This is a genomic window from Limnohabitans sp. TEGF003 (assembly GCF_055395455.1).
Genome location: NZ_AP029225.1, coordinates 2,842,135 through 2,861,393, shown reverse-complemented (window position 1 = coordinate 2,861,393; position 19,259 = coordinate 2,842,135). Strand labels below are relative to the sequence as shown.

16 protein-coding genes are annotated in these 19,259 nt (G+C 62.2%); 12 read left to right on the top strand and 4 right to left on the bottom strand.

Going from position 1 to position 19,259, the window contains the following annotated elements; genetic code table 11:
• Positions 1-2: 2 nt before the first annotated feature.
• The gene (gene uvrA / locus ACZ5RT_RS13495; RefSeq protein WP_464452813.1) at positions 3-2,939 is read right to left on the bottom strand and encodes an excinuclease ABC subunit UvrA; all 2,937 of its coding nucleotides are present in this window, start codon (positions 2,937-2,939) and stop codon (positions 3-5) included.
• A gap of 159 nt (positions 2,940-3,098) precedes the next feature.
• Here uvrA and ACZ5RT_RS13490 point away from each other — a divergent pair, with 159 nt between their 5' ends.
• The 9 genes from ACZ5RT_RS13490 (at position 3,099) to tcuB (ending at position 12,831) form a co-directional block, all read left to right on the top strand.
• Positions 3,099-4,286 carry an MFS transporter gene (locus ACZ5RT_RS13490; RefSeq protein ID WP_464452812.1) on the top strand — a complete coding sequence of 396 codons (1,188 nt, stop codon included), beginning with the start codon at positions 3,099-3,101 and terminating at the stop codon, positions 4,284-4,286.
• Between the two features lie 67 nt (positions 4,287-4,353).
• Positions 4,354-4,851: a single-stranded DNA-binding protein gene (gene ssb, locus ACZ5RT_RS13485; protein WP_108427276.1), complete on the top strand. Its 498-nt coding sequence runs from the start codon at positions 4,354-4,356 to the stop codon at positions 4,849-4,851.
• Positions 4,852-4,934: 83 nt separating this feature from the next.
• Positions 4,935-5,918: an SLAC1 family transporter gene (locus ACZ5RT_RS13480; RefSeq protein ID WP_464452811.1), complete on the top strand. Its 984-nt coding sequence runs from the start codon at positions 4,935-4,937 to the stop codon at positions 5,916-5,918.
• An 82-nt stretch (positions 5,919-6,000) separates the two neighbouring features.
• Entirely contained in the window at positions 6,001-7,335 is a 1,335-nt protein-coding gene (locus ACZ5RT_RS13475) for a DUF3422 family protein (RefSeq protein WP_291929852.1), read from the top strand.
• A 3-nt stretch (positions 7,336-7,338) separates the two neighbouring features.
• On the top strand, positions 7,339-8,298 hold the full coding sequence (locus ACZ5RT_RS13470; RefSeq protein WP_464452810.1) for a LysR substrate-binding domain-containing protein: 960 nt from the start codon (positions 7,339-7,341) through the stop codon (positions 8,296-8,298).
• Positions 8,299-8,409: 111 nt separating this feature from the next.
• On the top strand, positions 8,410-9,165 hold the full coding sequence (locus tag ACZ5RT_RS13465) for an SDR family NAD(P)-dependent oxidoreductase (RefSeq protein ID WP_291929848.1): 756 nt from the start codon (positions 8,410-8,412) through the stop codon (positions 9,163-9,165).
• 53 nt (positions 9,166-9,218) lie between these two features.
• Positions 9,219-10,211: a Bug family tripartite tricarboxylate transporter substrate binding protein gene (locus tag ACZ5RT_RS13460; RefSeq protein ID WP_422172440.1), complete on the top strand. Its 993-nt coding sequence runs from the start codon at positions 9,219-9,221 to the stop codon at positions 10,209-10,211.
• A gap of 24 nt (positions 10,212-10,235) precedes the next feature.
• Positions 10,236-11,678, top strand: a complete 1,443-nt coding sequence (gene tcuA / locus ACZ5RT_RS13455) for an FAD-dependent tricarballylate dehydrogenase TcuA (RefSeq protein WP_291929844.1) — start codon at positions 10,236-10,238, stop codon at positions 11,676-11,678.
• On the top strand, positions 11,665-12,831 hold the full coding sequence (gene tcuB / locus ACZ5RT_RS13450) for a tricarballylate utilization 4Fe-4S protein TcuB (RefSeq protein ID WP_464452809.1): 1,167 nt from the start codon (positions 11,665-11,667) through the stop codon (positions 12,829-12,831). Before tcuA ends, tcuB begins: the two co-directional genes overlap by 14 nt.
• Before the next feature lies 1 nt (position 12,832).
• On the opposite strand, the gene mnmA is transcribed toward tcuB, so the two are convergent.
• Positions 12,833-13,978: a tRNA 2-thiouridine(34) synthase MnmA gene (gene mnmA / locus ACZ5RT_RS13445; protein WP_464452808.1), complete on the bottom strand. Its 1,146-nt coding sequence runs from the start codon at positions 13,976-13,978 to the stop codon at positions 12,833-12,835.
• 53 nt (positions 13,979-14,031) lie between these two features.
• Here mnmA and ACZ5RT_RS13440 point away from each other — a divergent pair, with 53 nt between their 5' ends.
• Positions 14,032-14,781, top strand: coding sequence for a transglycosylase SLT domain-containing protein (locus tag ACZ5RT_RS13440; protein WP_464452807.1), 750 nt, complete (start codon positions 14,032-14,034; stop codon positions 14,779-14,781).
• Between the two features lie 51 nt (positions 14,782-14,832).
• Here the strand turns inward: ACZ5RT_RS13440 and ACZ5RT_RS13435 are convergent, their stop codons facing one another.
• Positions 14,833-15,591, bottom strand: a complete 759-nt coding sequence (locus ACZ5RT_RS13435) for a sulfite exporter TauE/SafE family protein (RefSeq protein ID WP_291929836.1) — start codon at positions 15,589-15,591, stop codon at positions 14,833-14,835.
• On the bottom strand, positions 15,588-16,082 hold the full coding sequence (locus ACZ5RT_RS13430; RefSeq protein WP_464452806.1) for an NUDIX hydrolase: 495 nt from the start codon (positions 16,080-16,082) through the stop codon (positions 15,588-15,590). The genes ACZ5RT_RS13435 and ACZ5RT_RS13430 overlap by 4 nt, the downstream gene beginning before the upstream one ends.
• A gap of 144 nt (positions 16,083-16,226) precedes the next feature.
• On the opposite strand from ACZ5RT_RS13430, the gene ACZ5RT_RS13425 reads away from it, so the two are divergent.
• Entirely contained in the window at positions 16,227-17,804 is a 1,578-nt protein-coding gene (locus ACZ5RT_RS13425; RefSeq protein WP_464452805.1) for a Re/Si-specific NAD(P)(+) transhydrogenase subunit alpha, read from the top strand.
• A gap of 31 nt (positions 17,805-17,835) precedes the next feature.
• A complete protein-coding gene (pntB, locus tag ACZ5RT_RS13420) occupies positions 17,836-19,251 on the top strand; it encodes a Re/Si-specific NAD(P)(+) transhydrogenase subunit beta (RefSeq protein WP_464452804.1) in 1,416 nt (471 codons plus the stop codon).
• Positions 19,252-19,259 lie beyond the last annotated feature (8 nt).

Sequence of the window (19,259 nt, the reverse complement as noted above, 5' to 3'; positions counted from 1 at the left end):
TCTCATGGCTTTGGCAGCAGCCGCTGCAAATAGTGCCCGGTGAAGCTCGCCGGGTTTTTGGCCAGTTGCTCGGGCGTGCCTTCGCCCAGCACCGTGCCACCGCCTGCGCCGCCTTCAGGGCCCATATCGATCAGCCAGTCGGCGGTTTTGATCACGTCGAGGTTGTGCTCGATGATGACGATGGTGTTGCCCGCATCGCGCAGCTGGTGCAGCACCTTGAGCAGCAGGTCGATGTCGGCAAAGTGCAGGCCGGTGGTGGGTTCGTCCAGGATGTAGAGCGTGCGGCCCGTGTCGCGTTTGGACAGTTCCAGGGCGAGCTTGACGCGCTGCGCTTCACCGCCCGAGAGTGTGGTGGCGCTTTGGCCCAGACGGATGTAGGTCAGGCCCACATCCAGCAGGGTTTGCAATTTGCGGGCGATGTTGGGCACGGCGCTGAAGAACTGGTGCGCGGCTTCCACCGTCATGTTCAGGATCTGCGCGATGTTCTGGCCCTTGTATTGAATTTCCAGCGTTTCGCGGTTGTAGCGCATGCCGTGGCACACGTCGCAGGGCACGTACACGTCGGGCAAAAAGTGCATCTCCACTTTCACCATGCCGTCGCCCTGGCAGGCTTCGCAGCGGCCTCCGGCCACGTTGAAGCTGAAACGCCCCGGGCCGTAGCCGCGCTCGCGTGCGGCGGGCACTTCGGCCATCAGCTCGCGGATGTGGGTGAACAGGCCCGTGTAGGTGGCGGGGTTGCTGCGCGGGGTGCGGCCAATCGGCGACTGGTCGACGTTGATGACTTTGTCGAAATGCTCCAGCCCTTTGATCTCTTCGTGGGCTGCTGCTTCGTCATGGGCGCGGTGGATCTGGTGCGCGGCGGCGGTGTAGAGCGTGTCGTTCACCAGGGTCGACTTGCCCGAGCCCGAGACGCCGGTTACGCAGGTGAGCAGCCCGACGGGGAATTTCACGTTCACGTTTTTCAGGTTGTTGCCGCTGGCCCCGATGATCTCGATGAAGTCTTTGCCTACCTTGTGGCGTTTGGGGACCTCGATCTTTTTGCGGCCCGACATGTACTGACCGGTCACCGAATCGGGTGCGGCCAGGATGTCGGCGCAGGTGCCTTGCGCCATCACGCGCCCGCCGTGCACGCCCGCGCCGGGCCCCATGTCGATGACGTGGTCGGCCACACGGATCATGTCTTCGTCGTGCTCGACCACCAGCACGCTGTTGCCGATGTCGCGCAGGTGCTGCAGCGTGCCAATCAGGCGGTCGTTGTCGCGCTGGTGCAGGCCAATGCTGGGCTCGTCGAGCACATACATCACGCCCGTCAGGCCCGAGCCGATCTGGCTGGCGAGGCGGATGCGTTGCGATTCGCCGCCCGACAAGGTGTCGGCGCTGCGGTCCAGGCTCAAGTAGTTCAAACCCACGTCGTTCAAGAACTTCAAACGCAGCGCGATCTCGCGTACCACCTTGTCGGCAATCTCGGCCTTGGCGCCGTGCATTTTCAGGCCCTGAAAATACTGCTGCGACTCGCCCAGGGTGATGTGGCTGATCTCGTAAATGGCGCGGGCCTGATCGCCTTCACCAATGCGCACATGGCGGGCTTCGCGCCGCAAGCGCGTGCCTTGGCAATCGGTGCAGGCCTGCATGTTGCGGTAACGCGCCAGGTCTTCGCGCACCACGGCCGAGTCGGTCTCGCGGTAGCGCCGCGTCATGTTGGGGATGATGCCTTCAAACGGGTGCTTTTTGCTGACCTTCTTGCCTTGCGAGGCACCGGACTCCATCACATAGCTGAACTTGATTTCTTCGTCGCCCGAGCCGTGTAGCAAGACCTGCTGGTGAATGGGCGCGAGTTTTTCGAACGGCGTTTCGATGTCGAACTGGTAATGCTTGGCCAGGCTTTCGAGCATGCTGAAGTAAAAGCCGTTGCGCCGGTCCCAGCCCTTGATGGCGCCACTGGCCAGGCTGAGTGAAGGAAAGGCCACAACCCTCTCGGGATCGAAAAACGCCATGGTGCCGATGCCGTCGCAAGTGGGGCACGCACCCATGGGCGAGTTGAACGAGAACAAGCGCGGCTCCAGTTCGCTGATGGAATAGCTGCACACCGGGCAGGAGAATTTGGCGTTGAACAGGTGTTCTTTCCCGGTGTCCATCTCCAGCGCCACGGCGCGGTGCTCGGCCAGGTGCAGTGCGGCCTCAAAGCTTTCGGCCAAGCGCTGGCGCAGGGCGTCCCTCGCCTTGGCGTCCTCTTCCGCCCGAACCTTGATGCGGTCCACCACCACGTCGATGTTGTGCTTTTCGGTTTTCTTGAGGGTGGGCAGGTCTTCTACCTCAAAGGTCTGGCCATTGATGCGAAAGCGCACATAGCCCAGCGCCTGCATCTGCTCAAACACCTTCTCGAACTCGCCTTTTTTCTCACGCGCAATCGGCGCGAGGATCATCAGCTTGGTGTCTTCGGGCAGGGCCAGCACGGCGTCCACCATCTGGCTCACGGTCTGCGCCTGCAGGGGCAAGTTGTGGTCGGGGCAATACGGCGTGCCTGCACGGGCATACAGCAGGCGCAGGTAGTCGTGGATCTCGGTGACCGTGCCCACGGTGGAGCGAGGGTTGTGGCTGGTGGCTTTTTGCTCGATGCTGATCGCGGGCGAGAGGCCTTCGATCAGGTCCACATCGGGCTTGTCCATCAGCTGCAAAAACTGCCGCGCATAGGCCGACAGGCTTTCCACATAGCGGCGCTGGCCTTCGGCGTACAGCGTGTCAAAGGCCAGACTCGACTTGCCCGAGCCCGACAGCCCGGTGATCACCACCAGCTGGTTGCGCGGGATGTCGAGGTCGATGTTTTTCAGGTTGTGGGTGCGCGCCCCCCGCACACTGATGTGGCTTTGCCGCAGCGCCGTGGCCAGATACTTCGCTTCTGGCGGTTCGTCAGGCAAGAGAGGAGGGTCAACAAGGTTCACGGTGGGCGGTCAAATCAGCAAAACCTTTGATTATCCCCGCCCGCATGGTTTTGGGCACCGGAGGCCGTCAATCAGGGACAATCGGGCTTTTGGTTTTGCCCATGGGCGGGATTTTTTGTGGCCGACGCTTCGCATTCAATGGCTTTGGATTCTTTGGACATGACCCCCACCGAGCGCCGCGCCAGCGCCTCGCTGGCCAGCATTTTTGCGCTGCGCATGCTGGGTTTGTTTCTGGTGTTGCCGGTTTTTGCGCTGGAGGCCCGCCGCTACCCCGGCGGCGAAGACCCAGTGTGGCTGGGCCTGGCCATGGGCATTTATGGGCTGACACAAGGTCTTTTGCAGCTGCCCTTTGGCATGGCCTCGGACCGCTTTGGCCGCAAGCGTGTCATCGTGCTGGGCTTGCTGGTCTTCGCCTTGGGCAGCTTTTGGGCGGCTGCGGCCACCGACCTGACCGGTTTGCTGGTCGGGCGCAGTTTGCAGGGCGCAGGGGCGGTGTCGGCCGCGGTCACGGCCTTGCTGGCCGACCTGACGCGCGACGAGGTGCGCACCAAGGCCATGGCTTTGGTGGGCGGCAGCATTGGGTTGATGTTCGCCCTGTCCTTGGTGGTGTCGCCCCTGCTCACGGCCTGGATCGGTTTGCCCGGCCTGTTTGGGCTGACGGGTGTGCTGGCTTTGGTGGGGGTGGGCGTGGTCATCTGGGGTGCGCCCCCTGCGCCCGCGCCTGTGACCGGGCAGGGCCGGGGGCGCTTGCGCGAGGTGCTGGCCCATGCCGACCTGATGCGCCTGAATGTGGGTGTGTTTGTGTTGCATGCGGTGCAGCTGGCGATGTGGGTCGCCGTGCCGGCCTTGCTGGTCCAGGCCGGGCTGCCAACGGCACAGCACTGGCAGGTGTATTTGCCAGCCGTGCTCCTGTCCTTCTTGTTTTTGGGCGTGGTGTTTGCCATGGAGCGCCGTGGGCACCTGAAAAAGGTGTTCCTGCTCTCGATCAGCCTGATTGTGCTGGTGCAAGCCGGTTTGTTCTTTCAGTCGATGGGCAGCACCAGTTTGGGGACTTTGGCGGCCTTGCTGCTGGTGTTCTTCTGTGGCTTCAATGCGCTGGAGGCCACCCAACCCAGTTTGGCCTCGCGCATTGCCCCCCGTGCCATGCGCGGCACCGCCATGGGGGTTTACAACACCTTGCAGTCGCTGGGCTTTTTTGTTGGCGGGCTCATGGGCGGCTGGCTGGTCAAGTCCTGGGGCAGCCCGGCGCTGTTTTTGTGTTGCGGGGTGGCCATGCTGGCCTGGTTGCTGGTGGCCTGGCCGATGCAAACCCCGGGCCGAAGTGCACCGCTCGGGCAAGCGGCCTGAGGGCGGCCCCCTGCAGCTGCAAGGCCGGGGAATGGCCTCATAATTCAGACATCATCGAGGAGTTTTCATGGCATCCGTCAACAAAGTCATCATCGTCGGCAACCTGGGCCGCGATCCTGAAACCCGTTATTTGCCTTCGGGTGATGCGGTCAGCAACATCAATGTGGCCACCACCGACCGCTACAAGGACAAGGCCACGGGCGAGATGAAAGAAGCCACCGAGTGGCACCGCATCAGCTTTTTTGGCAAATTGGCCGAAATCGCAGGCCAGTACCTGAAAAAAGGCTCGCAGGTCTATGTGGAAGGCAGCCTGCGCACCCGCAAGTACACCGACAAAGACGGCATCGAGAAATTTGCCACCGAGATCCGGGGTGAAACCATGCAGATGCTGGGCGGTCGCCAGGGCATGGGCGGCCCGTCCGATGACGGCGGTGGCGGCTACGCACCGCGCCAGTCGGCACCCGCCGCACGTCCTGCTGCAGCGCCTGCGCAGCGCCCTGCGGCGGCAGCACCCAAGCCTGCCGCCAGCAGTTTTGATGACATGGACGACGACATCCCGTTCTGAAGACCGGCTCGTCTGCGAGCTCCCCAACCCGTGGTTTGCACCACGGGTTTTTTTACAGAAAAAATCGCCACATGACAGAGCGTGTGTCTTTTGCATCCGTGCAGCATTTGGGTTTTGCGTGGTTTGCCATGGTCATGGGTCTGTGCGGCTTGTCACTGGCATGGTTGCGCGCTGTGCCGCACTGGGGGCCTGTGGCCTTGCAGGTGTCGCTGGTTGTGGGCGTGTTGGCAGGTCTGGTCTTTGTGGCGCTGATCGGGCTCAAGCTGTGGCGCTGGCTGCACTTTCCTGAAGCCTTGCTGGAAGATGCGCGCCACCCCTTGCGCCATGTGTTTGTGGCCACGCTGCCCTCTTCCGTGGTCTTGTTGCCCACGGTCTGGGTGGCGCACCACGGTTACAGCCTTTGGGCTGACGGGGTGTGGATGCTGGGGGCTGTCGGCTTGTTGCTGGGCACCGTCGGGGTAATTTGGCGCTGGTTGCAGCCGGGCATGACGGCAGACCATTTTTGGCGTGGCATGACCCCTGCGCTGTTCATTCCGGTGGTGGGCAATGTGCTGCCCGCCTTGGCTGGCGTGACGCTGGGCCATCCGGTGTGGGCCGCTGCGCAGTATGGCGTGGCCATTTTTCTGTGGCCAATCGCCTTGGTGCTTGTTTTGGCGCGCATCGGCATGGTGGGCTTGTGGCCCCAGCGCATGCTGCCCACCACCTTCATCACCATGGCCCCGCCTTCGGTGCTTGCTCTGTCCGGGCACCAGTTGGGCGCACCTGACACGCTGGTGCACATGCTTTGGGGTGTGTCCGTGTTTTTCACGCTGGTCTCGCTGACCGTGCTCAAACGCTGCCTTCAGCAGCCCTTTGGCATGCCTTTTTGGGGCATGTCTTTCCCCTTGGCGGCCTCGGCTGCTTTGTCCTTGCACCTTGCCCCCACCCAGGGCTGGGTCCATGTTTTGGCCATGGCCTGGCTGGTGATGGCCTCGGGCGTGATCGGTGCCCTGTTGCTGGCCACGGTTCACGGCTTGTGGCACGGACGCTTGCTGGTGGCCGAAACCCCCGCACCGGCCCAGGCCTGAGCCATCGCACCCGACAGGGGGCGGTGCATATTTCTGTACGCAGGGGGTGTTCTGTTTTCCATAAGGTCGTCAGAATGCAGGGATGAACGAAATCACCTCCCGGTTTTTGCCCCAAGAAGACGCCCTGCGGCGTGAATTGCACAACGAGGTACACGCCCGCCCATCGGCCCGGGTGCGCTTGCCGGCCTTGATTGTGTATGTGGCGGTGCTCAATGCCGGGGTCTCCCGCGAGCAGGAATGGGCGCATTTGCGCCTTTTGCCGGGCCACGCGGATTTGAGTCTGGAGAGCCTGCAAGGCAATTTTCTGCGCTTGCGATGCGACCATTTCACTGTGAAATGGGAGCGACACACCGAATTCACACGCTACTCCATCGTGCAGGCTTTGCCCGCGCATGCCGGGTGGGGTGCCGAGCAGCCCGAGTTGGCCGCGCATGTGGTGGCCGGGACCGAGTGGCTCCGTGGCATACCCGGGCAAACCATGGCGGCCATCCATCTGGGCATGTTGCAAGCCGATATGGACCAGCCCGACCTGATCGCCACCGCCCAATCCTGGCTTGGGCCAGGGGCCGTGCTGGCCTCGCGCATGGGCAACACCACAGAAGGTTTGCCGCACTCGTGCATCCTGACCCATTTCCGCATTGGCGCTGATGGCTTTGAGCGCATGCTGGTTCTGGCCCCCGATGGCACCACCGAAGCGCGTGCCGGCCGCATTTCGCAACGCCTGCTGGAGATGGAAACCTACCGCTTGATGGCCTTGCGTGGCTTGCCTGTGGCCAAGAATTTGTCGGCCATGTTGTCAGCTGCCGAGGCGCAGTTGGCCGACATCACCGGTTTGCTCGAAAGCAAGGGCGAAAGCGATCAAGCCTTGCTCGACTTGCTGGTGTCCCTGGCCGCGCGCATCGAGCGGGCCACGGCCGAGCATGGCTTCCGGTTTTCGGCCACGCGGGCTTACGACACGCTCGTCAGCCAACGTTTGGCCGAGTTGCGCGAGCGGCCGATCTCGGGCACCCAAACCCTGGGCGAATTCATGCAACGCCGTTTGTCTCCGGCCATGGCCACGGTGCAGGCCACAGAAAAACGCCTGGCCTCATTGGCCGAGCGTGTCTCACGCACTAGCGCCTTGCTGCGCACGCGTGTGGACATTGCCACCGAAGCCCAAAACCAAGTGTTGCTGGAAAAGCTCACCAAAGGCCAAGCCTTGCAACTGCGATTGCAAAGCACGGTGGAAGGCCTGTCGATCGCAGCGATCTCTTATTACGTGGTCAGTCTTTTGCTCTATGTGGTCAAAGCTTTGAAAGTTGCGGGCATGCCATTTCAGCCGGAAACGGTGGTGGGGTTCTTGGTTCCGGTGGTCTTTTGGGGCGTCTGGAAGGCCGTGCAGCGCATTCACAAAAAGTTGCACCAACTGGAGCCTTGAATCATGGAGTTGCGGCAGCTGCGCTATTTCGTGAAGGTGGTTGAAGTCGGCAGCATCAGCCGTGCGGCGCTCGACCTGGATTTGGTGCAATCGGCGCTGAGCCAGCAGATCACGCGCTTGGAAGGGGAGTTAAGCACCCGCCTGTTGCAGCGCACCCCCCAAGGTGTGACTCCCACTGAAGCGGGTGTGGCTTTTTTTCGGGAGGCTCAGCTGACTTTGCGGCACGCAGAGCAAGCGGTGCGCTCTGCCCAGCAGGCCCGACTGACGGGCACGGTGAGCGTGGGTCTGGCCCCCACCACGGCGGCGGTTCTAGGGTTGCCCTTGATGCGCGCCATGCGCGAGCGCTACCCTGATGTTCGCCTTCACATGGTAGAGAGCCTGTCGGGTCATTTGTCGGCCATGCTCAATGCGCGGCAGCTCGACTTGGCGGTGTTGTTTGACTCACCTATCCGCGCCAGTCAGCATCTGCAAACCGCCCGCCGCTGGAGCGTGTGTCCTTTGATCGAGGAAGACATTTTTTTGATCGCAGCGCTGTCTACGCGCTCGGCCAAAGCTCCGCAAAGCTTGTGCATGGCCGATCTGGCGCAAGAATCCTTGATTTTGCCTACCGGGCCCCATGGTTTGCGCAGCACCCTCAATGCTGCTTTTGCCCGTGCCAACGTCACCCCGCAGGTCACGCTGGAGGTCGATTCATTGGCCATGCTCATGGACGCGGTCAAGTCGGGCTTGGGTGTCACGTTGCAGCCGTGGGCAGCGGTTTCGCGCATGGGCTCGGAGCGTGATCACCTCTACATGGCCCGCATCAACGATCACCAAGTGCAACGGGTGAATTTGCTGTGTGGCTTGTCCGACGACGAGCTGTCACCCGCTGCACTGGCCACCCGAGTGGTCTTGGCCGATTGCGCCCGCGCCTTGGTGCAAGGCGGTGCTTGGCTGGGCGCGGCCATCAGCCCCGTCGCCTGATTGTTTTTAAGGGCATCACGAAAAGTGATGGCCCCATGCCCCAAAAGGCCTGCACGGCCTGCGCGCCGGTCTCTAAATTAAAGCTTTTAAGCACACAAAAGGAGACACGTCATGGACTTGCAACTCAACAACAAAACCGCCTTGGTCACCGGTGCCAGCGTGGGCATTGGCCGCGGCATTGCCAAAGCTTTGGCTGCCGAAGGCGTGCGCGTGGCGGTGTCGGCGCGACGCGTGGACAAGCTCCAGGAGTTGGCCGCGGAGATTGTGGCCGCTGGTGGTCATGCGCCCGTGATCATCGAGTCGGACCTGTACGCCGAAGACGCGGCCAAACGCCTCGCCGATGCCGCTTTGGCGGGTTTGGGCAGTGTGGATATTTTGGTGAACAACGCTGGCGGTTCACGCAGCTTCAAGGACTTGCATGTGAGCGAAGAAGCCTGGCAAGAGGCCATCACCTTGAACTTTCACCGCCCACGCCAAGTGGCCGACGCTTTGATCGACCAGATGATCGCACGCAACTGGGGCCGCATCATCAACATCACCGGCAAGAGCGAGCCCGAGCACACCAACGGCGCGTTTTGTGCCAAGGCGGGCATTCACAGCTGGGCCAAAGGCTTGTCGCGCATGGTCGGCAAGCATGGCGTGACGGTGAACTGCGTGCCTCCCGGACGCATCCATTCCGAGCAGATTTTTCGTAACTACACGCCCGAATACCGCCAGTGGCAGTGCGAGAACGAGATCCCGATGGGCCGTTACGGCGAGCCCGAAGACATGGCCAATTTGGTGACTTTTTTGGCCTCGCCTTTGGCCAGCTACATCACGGGCGCGGTCATTCCGGTCGATGGCGGGCTGCGTAAATACCAGTTTTAAGGGCCTTCGTTGTTTGGCGTATTCTGGTTTTTCAACAACAAAAGGAGACATTCATGAACAAAAATTCCCGCCGCTTTGCGCTCAGCGCCAGCTTGTCGGCCCTTGCCCTGTGTGCCTGGCCTGCTTGGGCTCAGTCTCAAAGCGCACCGTGGCCCAGCAAGGCCATCCGTTTTGTGGTGCCGTTTGCACCGGGTGGTACCAGTGAAATCGTGGCCCGCTCGGTGGCGGCCGAGCTGACCAAGCAGCTCGGGCAAAGCGTGTACGTGGAAAACAAACCCGGCGGTGCGGGCGTGACCGCCATGCAAGATGTGGCCAAAGCTGCGCCTGATGGGCACACCATGATCCTCACGCATGTGGGCACTTTGGCGGTGAACCCTTACATGCTGAAAAATCAGCCCTACGATGTGAACAAGGATTTTGTACCGGTCACTTTGCTGGCCAAGGTACCTAACGTTTTTGTGATTCATCCCGACGTGCCGGCCAAAAACTTCAAGGAGTTTGTGGACTACGCCAAGGCCAATCCGGGCAAGCTCAACTATGGCTCTGCGGGCAATGCCAGTGCGGGCCATCTGGCCATGGAGTACCTCAAGCTGGTCACGGGCATGTACATCACGCACATCCCATACCGTGGCACCGGGCCACAGTTGACCGACTTGCTGGCCGGACGCACGCACGCGTCTTCTGCAGGCATGCCCGCCTTGGGGGCGCACATCCGCAGCGGCAAGCTGCGCGCCATTGCTGTGGGCACGCAACAGCGCATCGCGGCCATGCCCGATGTGCCGACTGTGGCCGAGCTGGGTTTCAAAGACTTTGAAACCTCGCAGTGGTATGGCATCCATGTGCCCGCAGGTACACCGCCTGAGATCGTCAAGCGCTTGCAGGAAGAGTCGCTCAAAGCCCTTAAATCCAGTGCGGTGACAGAGCGCTTTGCCACCGACAACGCGGTAGGCGGTGGCGGACCCTCCAGTGAGTACGCGGCGTTCATCAAGAACGAGCAGCGCATCTGGAGCGACATTGTCAAACGTGCAGGTATCAAGCCTGATTGAGCATTGTCTTTTTTCGGAGCAGGCATGGACTTGGATGTATTGGTGATCGGTGGCGGCAACGCCGCCTTGTGCGCAGCCTTGACGGCGCGCGAAGCCGGGGCCAGCGTGATGCTGCTGGAGTCGGCTCCGCGTGAGTGGCGCGGCGGCAATTCGGGGCACACGCGCAATTTGCGCTGCATGCACGATGCCCCCCAAGACGTGCTGGTCGATGCCTACCCGGAAGAAGAGTTTTGGCAAGACCTGCTCAAAGTCACGGGCGGCTTGACCGACGAACACCTGGCCCGTTTGGCCATTCGCCATTCGGCCACCTGCAGGCCCTGGATGGTCAAGCACGGCGTGCGCTTTCAGCCTTCGTTGTCGGGCGCTTTGCACACGGCCCGCACCAACGCGTTTTTTATGGGTGGGGGCAAGGCGTTGGTCAATGCCTATTACCGCAGCGCTGAAAAACTGGGCGTACAGATCCACTACAACGCCGAAGTGGACAGCGTCGAATTGGACAAAGGCCGTTTTGTGGCTGCATCGGTCAAGCACAAACAGGCCGACGGCAGCGTGCGGCGTGAGCGCATTGAGGCCCGCACCTGTGTGTTGGCCGCTGGTGGTTTTGAGTCCAACCGCGAGTGGCTGCGCGAAGCTTGGGGCCAAAACGAGCGCGGTGAATACCCGGCGGATCAGTTTTTGATTCGCGGCACGCGCTTCAACCAAGGCGTGCTGCTCAAGCACATGCTCGAGCAAGGCGCCGACCGAATTGGTGACCCCACCCAGGCGCACATGGTGGCCATTGACGCCCGTGCACCGTTGTATGACGGCGGCATTTGCACCCGCATAGACTGCGTGTCATTGGGCGTGGTGGTGAACCGCGAGGCGCGTCGTTTCTACGACGAAGGCGAAGACTTCTGGCCCAAGCGCTACGCGATCTGGGGCCGCTTGGTGGCGCAGCAGCCGGGGCAGGTGGCGTACTCCATCATCGATGCCAAGGCCGTGGGCCGCTTCATGCCACCTGTGTTTGAAGGCACGCAAGCAGACAGCTTGCCCGAGCTGGCCCGCAAACTGGGCCTGGATGAGGCGACCTTCATGCAAACGCTCAATGACTACAACGCGGCTTGCCGAGAAGGCACTTTTGACCACACGGCGCTCGACGACTGCCACACCGAGGGCGTGAGCCCGGCCAAAACCCATTGGGCGCGGCCGCTGGACACCGCGCCCTATTACGCCTACGCCGTGCGGCCTGGCGTCACTTTCACCTATCTGGGACTCAAAACCGATGAAACCACCGCTGTGCGATTCAACGACCGGCCCAGCCCCAACTTGTTTGTGGCAGGCGAGATGATGGCCGGTAACGTGCTGGGCAAGGGCTACACCGCTGGGGTGGGCATGACGATTGGCACGGCCTTTGGCCGCATCGCGGGCGAGCAGGCGGCCAAAGCAGTCAAAGCGCAAAAGCAAGGGGCTTTTCATGCAAACGCTTGAAGCCCTGACGCGTGATGCCCGTGCGCTGGCATGCGGCGAGTTGACCGCACCCGAGGCCGAAGTGGCCCGGCAAATGCAAATTTGCAATGGCTGCCGCTACTGTGAGGGGTTTTGTGCGGTGTTCCCGGCCATGACGCGGCGGCTGGAGTTTGGCAAGGCCGACATCCACTACATGGCCAACCTGTGCCACAACTGTGGTGCGTGTTTGCACGCTTGCCAGTACGCGCCGCCGCACGACTTTGCCATCAACGTGCCCAAGGCCATGGCCCAGGTGCGTGGCCAGACCTATGCCGACTACGCTTGGCCGCCCGCCTTGGGCAGTTTGTACCAACGCAACGGCCTGACCTTGTCGGTCGCGCTTGCATTTGGCTTGGCGCTGTTTTTGGCGCTGACCATGTTGCGCCAGGGCACGTTGTGGTCAACGCCTGTGGCTGGGGGCTTTTACGCGGTGTTTCCACACAACCTGATGGTGAGTTTGTTCGCCCCCATTTTTGTTTTTGCGGTGCTGGCGCTGGCGCTGGGCGTGCGGCGCTTTTGGCGAGATGTGACGCCGGCCACCAGCGGTGCCGACCTGACGCCGCCCGCCGCGGCCGAGGCTGCGCATGCGGCTTTGCGCCTGAAGTACCTCGACGGTGGCCATGGCGAAGGCTGTCACAACGAAGACGACGCTTGGACGCATGCCCGCAGGCGCTACCACCACCTGACGTTTTACGGTTTCATGCTGTGCTTTGCCGCCACCAGCGTGGCCACGCTGTACCACTATGTGTTGGATTGGCCCGCACCTTACGATTTGACGACCTTGCCCAAGCTGCTCGGCGTCATCGGTGGGGTGAGCTTGGCAGTGGGTACGGCTGGCTTGTGGCGCTTGAATTTGCGCCGCCACCCGGACCACGGTGATGCGGCTCAAAAGCCCATGGATCGGGGTTTCATTGCCTTGTTGTTCCTGGTCAGCGTGACGGGTTTGCTCTTGTGGCTGTTGGGTGCCACGGCGGCCATGCCTTTGATGTTGGCGGTGCATTTGGGCGCAGTCATGGCTTTGTTCCTGACCTTGCCTTACAGCAAGTTTGCGCACGGGGTTTTCCGCACGGCGGCCTTGCTGCGCTTTGCCGTCGAAAAGCGCGAGCCTAACCGTTTGGGGCTGGGCGGGGAATAAATCAGTCGGTCTTGGGGGGGCAGGCGCTGGCCGAGTGGATCACGCCACCCCCCAGGCACACTTCACCGTCGTACAGCACAGCGCTTTGGCCGGGGGTGACGGCCCATTGGGGCTCGCTGAACGACAACTCAAAGCCCGTGGAGCCATCGGGCATGCTGAGCGCTTGCAGGTGGCAAGGCGCATCGGTTTGTCGGTAGCGCGTCTTGGCGGCGTAGGTCCCGGACGCAGGCGCTTGGCCCGCGCACCAGCTTACATCGGTGGCTTGCAGCTGGGGCGACAGCAACCAGGGGTGGTCGTGCCCTTGAACCACCCACAGGGTGTTTTTCTCCACGTCTTTGCGGGCCACAAACCAGGGCGTGTGCTCGCTGCCACCTTTTTGTGCGCCTTGGGTTTTGATGCCGCCAATGCCCAAGCCCTGGCGCTGGCCCAAAGTGTAAAAGCTCAGCCCCACATGTTTTCCAATGGTGCGCCCTGACGGGTCCTTGATCGGACCGGGTTCCTTGCTGATGTAGCGGTTCAAAAACTCACGGAAAGGCCGCTCGCCAATGAAGCAGATGCCGGTGGAGTCTTTCTTTTTGGCGTTGGGCAGGCCGATCTCTTCGGCGATGCGGCGCACTTCGGATTTGTGCAGCTCGCCCACCGGGAACAGGGTCTTGGACAACTGAGCCTGGTTCAGGCGATGGAGAAAATAGCTTTGGTCCTTGCTGGGGTCGAGGCCCTTGAGCAGCTCGTGCCGACCTGTTGCAGTGTTCAAACGCACCCTGGCGTAATGGCCGGTGGCGATTTTTTCGGCGCCCAGCCGCATGGCATGGTCCAAAAAGGACTTGAACTTGATTTCAGCGTTGCACAGGATGTCGGGGTTGGGCGTGCGCCCGGCCTGGTATTCGCGCAGAAACTCCGAAAAAACACGGTTTTTGTAATCGGCCGCAAAATTGACGTGCTCGATCTCGATGCCCAGCACATCCGCCACGGCAGCGGCATCCACGAAGTCGATGTTGGAAGAGCAGTATTCGCTGTCGTCGTCGTCTTCCCAGTTTTTCATGAAGATGCCAATGACCTCATGGCCCTGTTGCTTGAGCAAATGGGCGGTGACAGCAGAATCGACGCCGCCGGACAAGCCGACGACCACACGGTGGAGTTGGGACATGCCGCAATTATCCCGCGACCACCTGACTGGCCCGACAAGGTCGAAAATTTATAATGCCCGATGGGCCCGAATTCATGACCAAGCACTGCACCTGGTGCCAACACGGCAGAACATTCTTGCGCGATGTCGCGCATGGCATGTTCATCATCACCCACAGTGGTTTGGCCATGGTGGGCTTGACTGCGCTCAGCCTGGTTCTGGCCTTGTGGCTCAACCCGCAATGGCTGCACTCGGCCGAAGGCGCGGTGTTCAACTGGTTGCGGGAGCGGCAGGTTTTGTTGCCGTGGTTGCCCGAGAACACCGCAGAACGCGCCACGGCCGTGAGTTTGCAGGATCTGCCGCCCGCCCAGGCGGCTGTGGCCGAATGGTTAGGGCGCAAGTACAAAGTCGCACCGGAGCCCTTGGCCGCTTTGGTGGCCGAAGCGCATGTCTTGTCCAAAAAAACCAAACTGGCACCGCACTTCATTTTGGCGGTGATGGCCATCGAGTCCAACTTTCACCCGTATGTCCAGAGCCAGGCCGGCGCACAGGGCTTGATGCAGGTGATGACCGACATCCACGCCAAGCGCTACGAAGCCTATGGCGGGCGTTTGGCCGCTTTTGACCCGATTACGAACATGCGCGTGGGGGCAGCGGTGCTGTCGGATGCGGTCAAGATGCGTGACGGCTCCCTGGAAGAGGGCCTCAAGTTTTACCTGGGGGGTTACGCCTTGACAGAAGATGGCGGCTATGTGGCCAAAGTCTTTGCCGAACAAGCCCAGCTGGACCAAGTGGCGGCAGGTCAAAAGCCTTCTTTGCCCTGAGCGTCTTGGGGCCTTGGCCGCAGCCATTGCTCCAACAGGTTTCCGACACCATCAGCTGCGCACGAAAAAGACCCCGCTCATCACCAGCCCAGTGAGCATGACCAGCCAGCGCACCCAGCGCACGGGCAGGCGTTTGGCCAAGCGTGCACCCGCCCAGCCTCCGGCTGTGGCCAGGGCCATCATCCACAGCGCCTGCGGCCAGACAATGGCGCCCGCCACCGCAAAAGCGGCCACCGACAGCAGCGACAGCACAAAGGAGTTGAGGTTTTTCAGCGCATTGACCGTGTTCAGCCGGCTCTCGCCCGTCAGGGTGTACAGCGCCATCAGCAAAATGCCCAGTCCGCCGTTGAAGTAACCGCCATAAATGGCCACGCCCATCAGGCCCGGCAGTCGCCATGCGGGGTGGCCCTGGCCTGCGTTGCGCCGGGCCAGCCAGGGGCCAGCGGCAAACAACGCCGTGGCCAGCAGCAGCAACCAGGGCACCAGACCTGAAAACACCCGCGCCGGGGTGAGCAGCAGCAAACCCGCACCGATCAGGCCACCGACCGCAGCAATGGCCACTTCGCGTTGCAGCAGGGCTCTGGGCAGGGTTTGCAACTCCGCCCTAAAACCCAGCACGCTGCCCAAGTAGCCCGGGCTGACGGCCATGGCGCTGGTGGCATTGGCCGCCAGGGGCGGCACACCGGCAAACACCAGGGCGGGAAAGGTCAGGAAGCTGCCGCCGCCCGCAATGGCGTTGAGCACGCCCGCCGCGAAAGCGGCCGCACCCGTGAGCAGCCACAGCGCTTCGGTGGGCAGGTCGGGGCTCATGTCGACAGGGGGGGCAAGTTGGCCACCGCTGCGTCGGTGTGGATCACGCTCAAGGGGAAACGTTGCCCTGCCAGGTGGTCTTCGATGCAGCGCAAGACCAGGGGGCTGCGGTGGCGCTCGGCACTGGCGCGGATTTCTTCGGGCGTCATCCACAGGGTGCGCACGATGCCCTCGTCCAGGCTCAGGTGGGGCTGCAGCTCGCCGATGTCGCCGCAAAAAGCCATGCGCACATAGGTGATGTCTTCGCCCGTGGCCGGCCGTTGAAAACGCGACAAATAGATGCCCACCAGGGCGGTCGGGGTGAAGGGGTGGGCCGTTTCTTCCAAGGCTTCTCGGGCGCAGGCTTGTGCGGGCGATTCACCGGGGTCCAGGTGGCCTGCCGGGTTGTTCAGGCGCAAACCCTCTTGGGTGTGTTCTTCGATCAGGAGGTAGCGGCCATCGCGCTCGATGATGGCGGCCACGGTGACATTGGGTTTCCAGCGAGTGTCCATCTGGGGATTATCCGTTTGGATGGATCAGGGTATGCCCGGGGTGGGTCTGGGAGGGGTGTTGTAAGTTTCGGTATATATTGGACGATTGACTTGGCCTTTAACATGGACGAGTCCACCGATTTCATCATTTCCAGGAGATAAACCATGCGCATAGGCGTGCCCAAAGAGATATACCCCGGTGAAAAACGGGTGGCCACTGTGCCCGATGTGGTGACCAAACTGGTCAAACTCGGTTTTGAGGTGGTGGTGGAACAGGGGGCGGGTGCGCTGGCCGACCTGTCTGACGAGGCCTATGTCGAAGCCGGTGCCACAGTCGCGCCCAACGCCGCGGCCTTGTGGAGCGGCAGCGACATCGTCTTCAAGGTGCGTGCCCCCACGGCCGACGAAGTCGCGTTGATGCACGAAGGCCAGACCCTGATCGGCTTTTTGTGGCCCGCGCAAAACCCCGACTTGATGCAGCAGCTCGCGGCCAAAAAGGTCACGGCGCTGTCGATCGACGCATTGCCGCGCACCTTGAGCCGTGCCCAGAAGATGGACGCGCTGACCTCGATGGCAGGTGTGAGCGGCTACCGCGCCGTGGTCGAGGCAGCCAACGCCTTTGGCCGATTCTTCAACGGCCAGATCACCGCCGCGGGCAAGGTGCCCCCGGCCAAAGTCTTCATCGCCGGTGCGGGTGTGGCCGGTTTGGCCGCCATCGGCGCGGCCGCCAGCCTGGGTGCCATCGTGCGCGCCAACGACACCCGTGCCGAAGTGGCCGACCAGGTCGTGTCGCTGGGCGGTGAATTCGTCAAGGTGGATTACGAAGAAGAAGGCTCGGGCGGTGGCGGTTACGCCAAGGTCATGAGCGAGGGCTTCCAGGTCGCGCAGCGCGAGATGTACGCGCAGCAGGCCCGCGAGGTGGACATCATCATCACCACCGCGCTGATTCCCGGCAAGCCCGCGCCCAAGCTGATCACCGCCGAGATGGTGCAAAGCATGAAGCCCGGCAGCGTCATCGTGGACATGGCCGCCGAGCAAGGCGGCAACTGCGAACTGACCGAGCCCGGCAAGGCCGTGGTCAAGCACGGCGTGACCATCGTGGGTTACACCGACCTGGCTTCGCGCATGGCGCGCCAGTCGTCCACCTTGTACGGCACCAACCTGTTCCGCCTGACGGAAGAGCTGTGCAAGACCAAGGACGGCGTCATCAACGTCAACATGCAGGACGACGCGATCCGGGGCCTGACGGTCATCAAGGACGGTGAAATCACCTGGCCCGCGCCGCCGCTGCCCGCGGCCGCACCCAAGCCCGCCGCCAAGCCGGTGGCCGCTGCTGAAAAGAAAAGCGCTCACGGCCACGGCAGCAGCGGCCCGATGCCGGTCAAAACGCTGGCCATGGTGTTCGGTCTGGGGGCCTTGGCTTTTTGGGCCATTGGCGCGTATGCCCCGGCGGCTTTCCTCGGCCACTTCACCGTGTTTGTGCTGGCCTGCTTCATCGGCTACATGGTGGTCTGGAACGTGACGCCTGCGCTGCACACGCCGCTCATGAGCGTGACCAATGCGATCTCCAGCATCATCGTGATCGGTGCGCTGGTGCAGATCCTGCCGCCCGAGGCGGGCACCAACGGACGACCTGACCAGCTGATCCAGTGGCTGGCTTTTGCCGGCATTGTGCTGACGGCCGTGAACATGTTTGGTGGCTTTGCCGTGACCCGCCGCATGCTCGACATGTTCCGCAAGTAACGACCTGATCGAATAAAGAAAAGAGACCTTCATGACCTCTAGCTTGGCAACGGTCGCCTACATTGGCGCGGCCATCCTCTTCATCCTCAGCCTGGGTGGCCTGTCCAACCCGGAAACCTCGCGCCGAGGCAACCTCTACGGCGTCGTTGGCATGGCGCTGGCCGTGCTCGCCACCATCGTGGGCCCTCGTGTGGCCGCCGCAGGCGTGCCCTGGATCGTGGCGGCCTTGGTGATCGGTGGTGGCATTGGCCTTTATGCGGCCAAAACCGTCAAGATGACCCAGATGCCCGAACTCGTGGCGCTCATGCACAGCCTGGTGGGCCTGGCCGCTTGCTTGGTGGGCTTTGCCAGCTACGTGGACACCTCGATCCAGTACACCGGGGTGGAGAAGACCATCCACGAAGTGGAGATTTACATCGGCATCCTGATCGGCGCGGTCACGTTCTCGGGCTCGCTCATCGCTTTTGGCAAGCTCAACGGCAAGATCGGTGGCAAGCCGCTTTTGCTGCCTGCGCGCCACTGGCTCAACCTGGCGGGTCTCTTGGTCGTGGTCTGGTTTGGCCGTGAATTTGTCAACGCGCACGACGTGCAAAGCGGCATGACCCCGCTGATCGTCATGACCGTGATCGCGCTGCTGTTCGGTGTTCACATGGTCATGGCCATTGGCGGCGCCGACATGCCGGTGGTGGTCTCCATGCTCAACAGCTATTCGGGCTGGGCCGCGGCGGCCACCGGTTTCATGCTCGGCAACGACTTGCTGATCGTGACCGGCGCTCTGGTGGGCTCTTCGGGTGCCATCCTGTCCTACATCATGTGCAACGCGATGAACCGCAACTTCATCAGCGTGATCGCGGGTGGCTTTGGTGGCGGTACACCCGCTGCACCCAAGGCCGACGGTGCCGCAGCCGAGCCGCAAGGCGAGGTGGTGCCCGTCAGCGCCAGCGACACCGCTGAGCTGCTGCGTGACGCCAAGAGCGTGATCATCGTGCCCGGCTACGGCATGGCCGTGGCCCAGGCCCAGCACACCGTCAACGAGATCACCCGGACCCTGCGCGACAAGGGCGTGACCGTGCGCTTTGGCATCCACCCGGTGGCGGGCCGCATGCCCGGCCACATGAACGTGCTGCTGGCCGAGGCCAAGGTGCCCTACGACATCGTGCTGGAAATGGACGAGATCAATGACGACTTCCCGGACACCGACGTGGTCATGGTCATCGGTGCCAACGACATCGTGAACCCTGCTGCGCAGGATGACCCGACCAGTCCGATCGCCGGTATGCCTGTGCTCGAAGTCTGGAAGGCGCGCACCAGCATCGTGATGAAGCGCTCCATGGCCAGCGGTTATGCGGGCGTGGACAACCCCCTGTTCTACAAGGACAACAACCGCATGTTGTTTGGCGACGCCAAAAAGATGCTCGACGAGGTGCTGGTGGCCCTCAAAGGCTGACCGGCTGC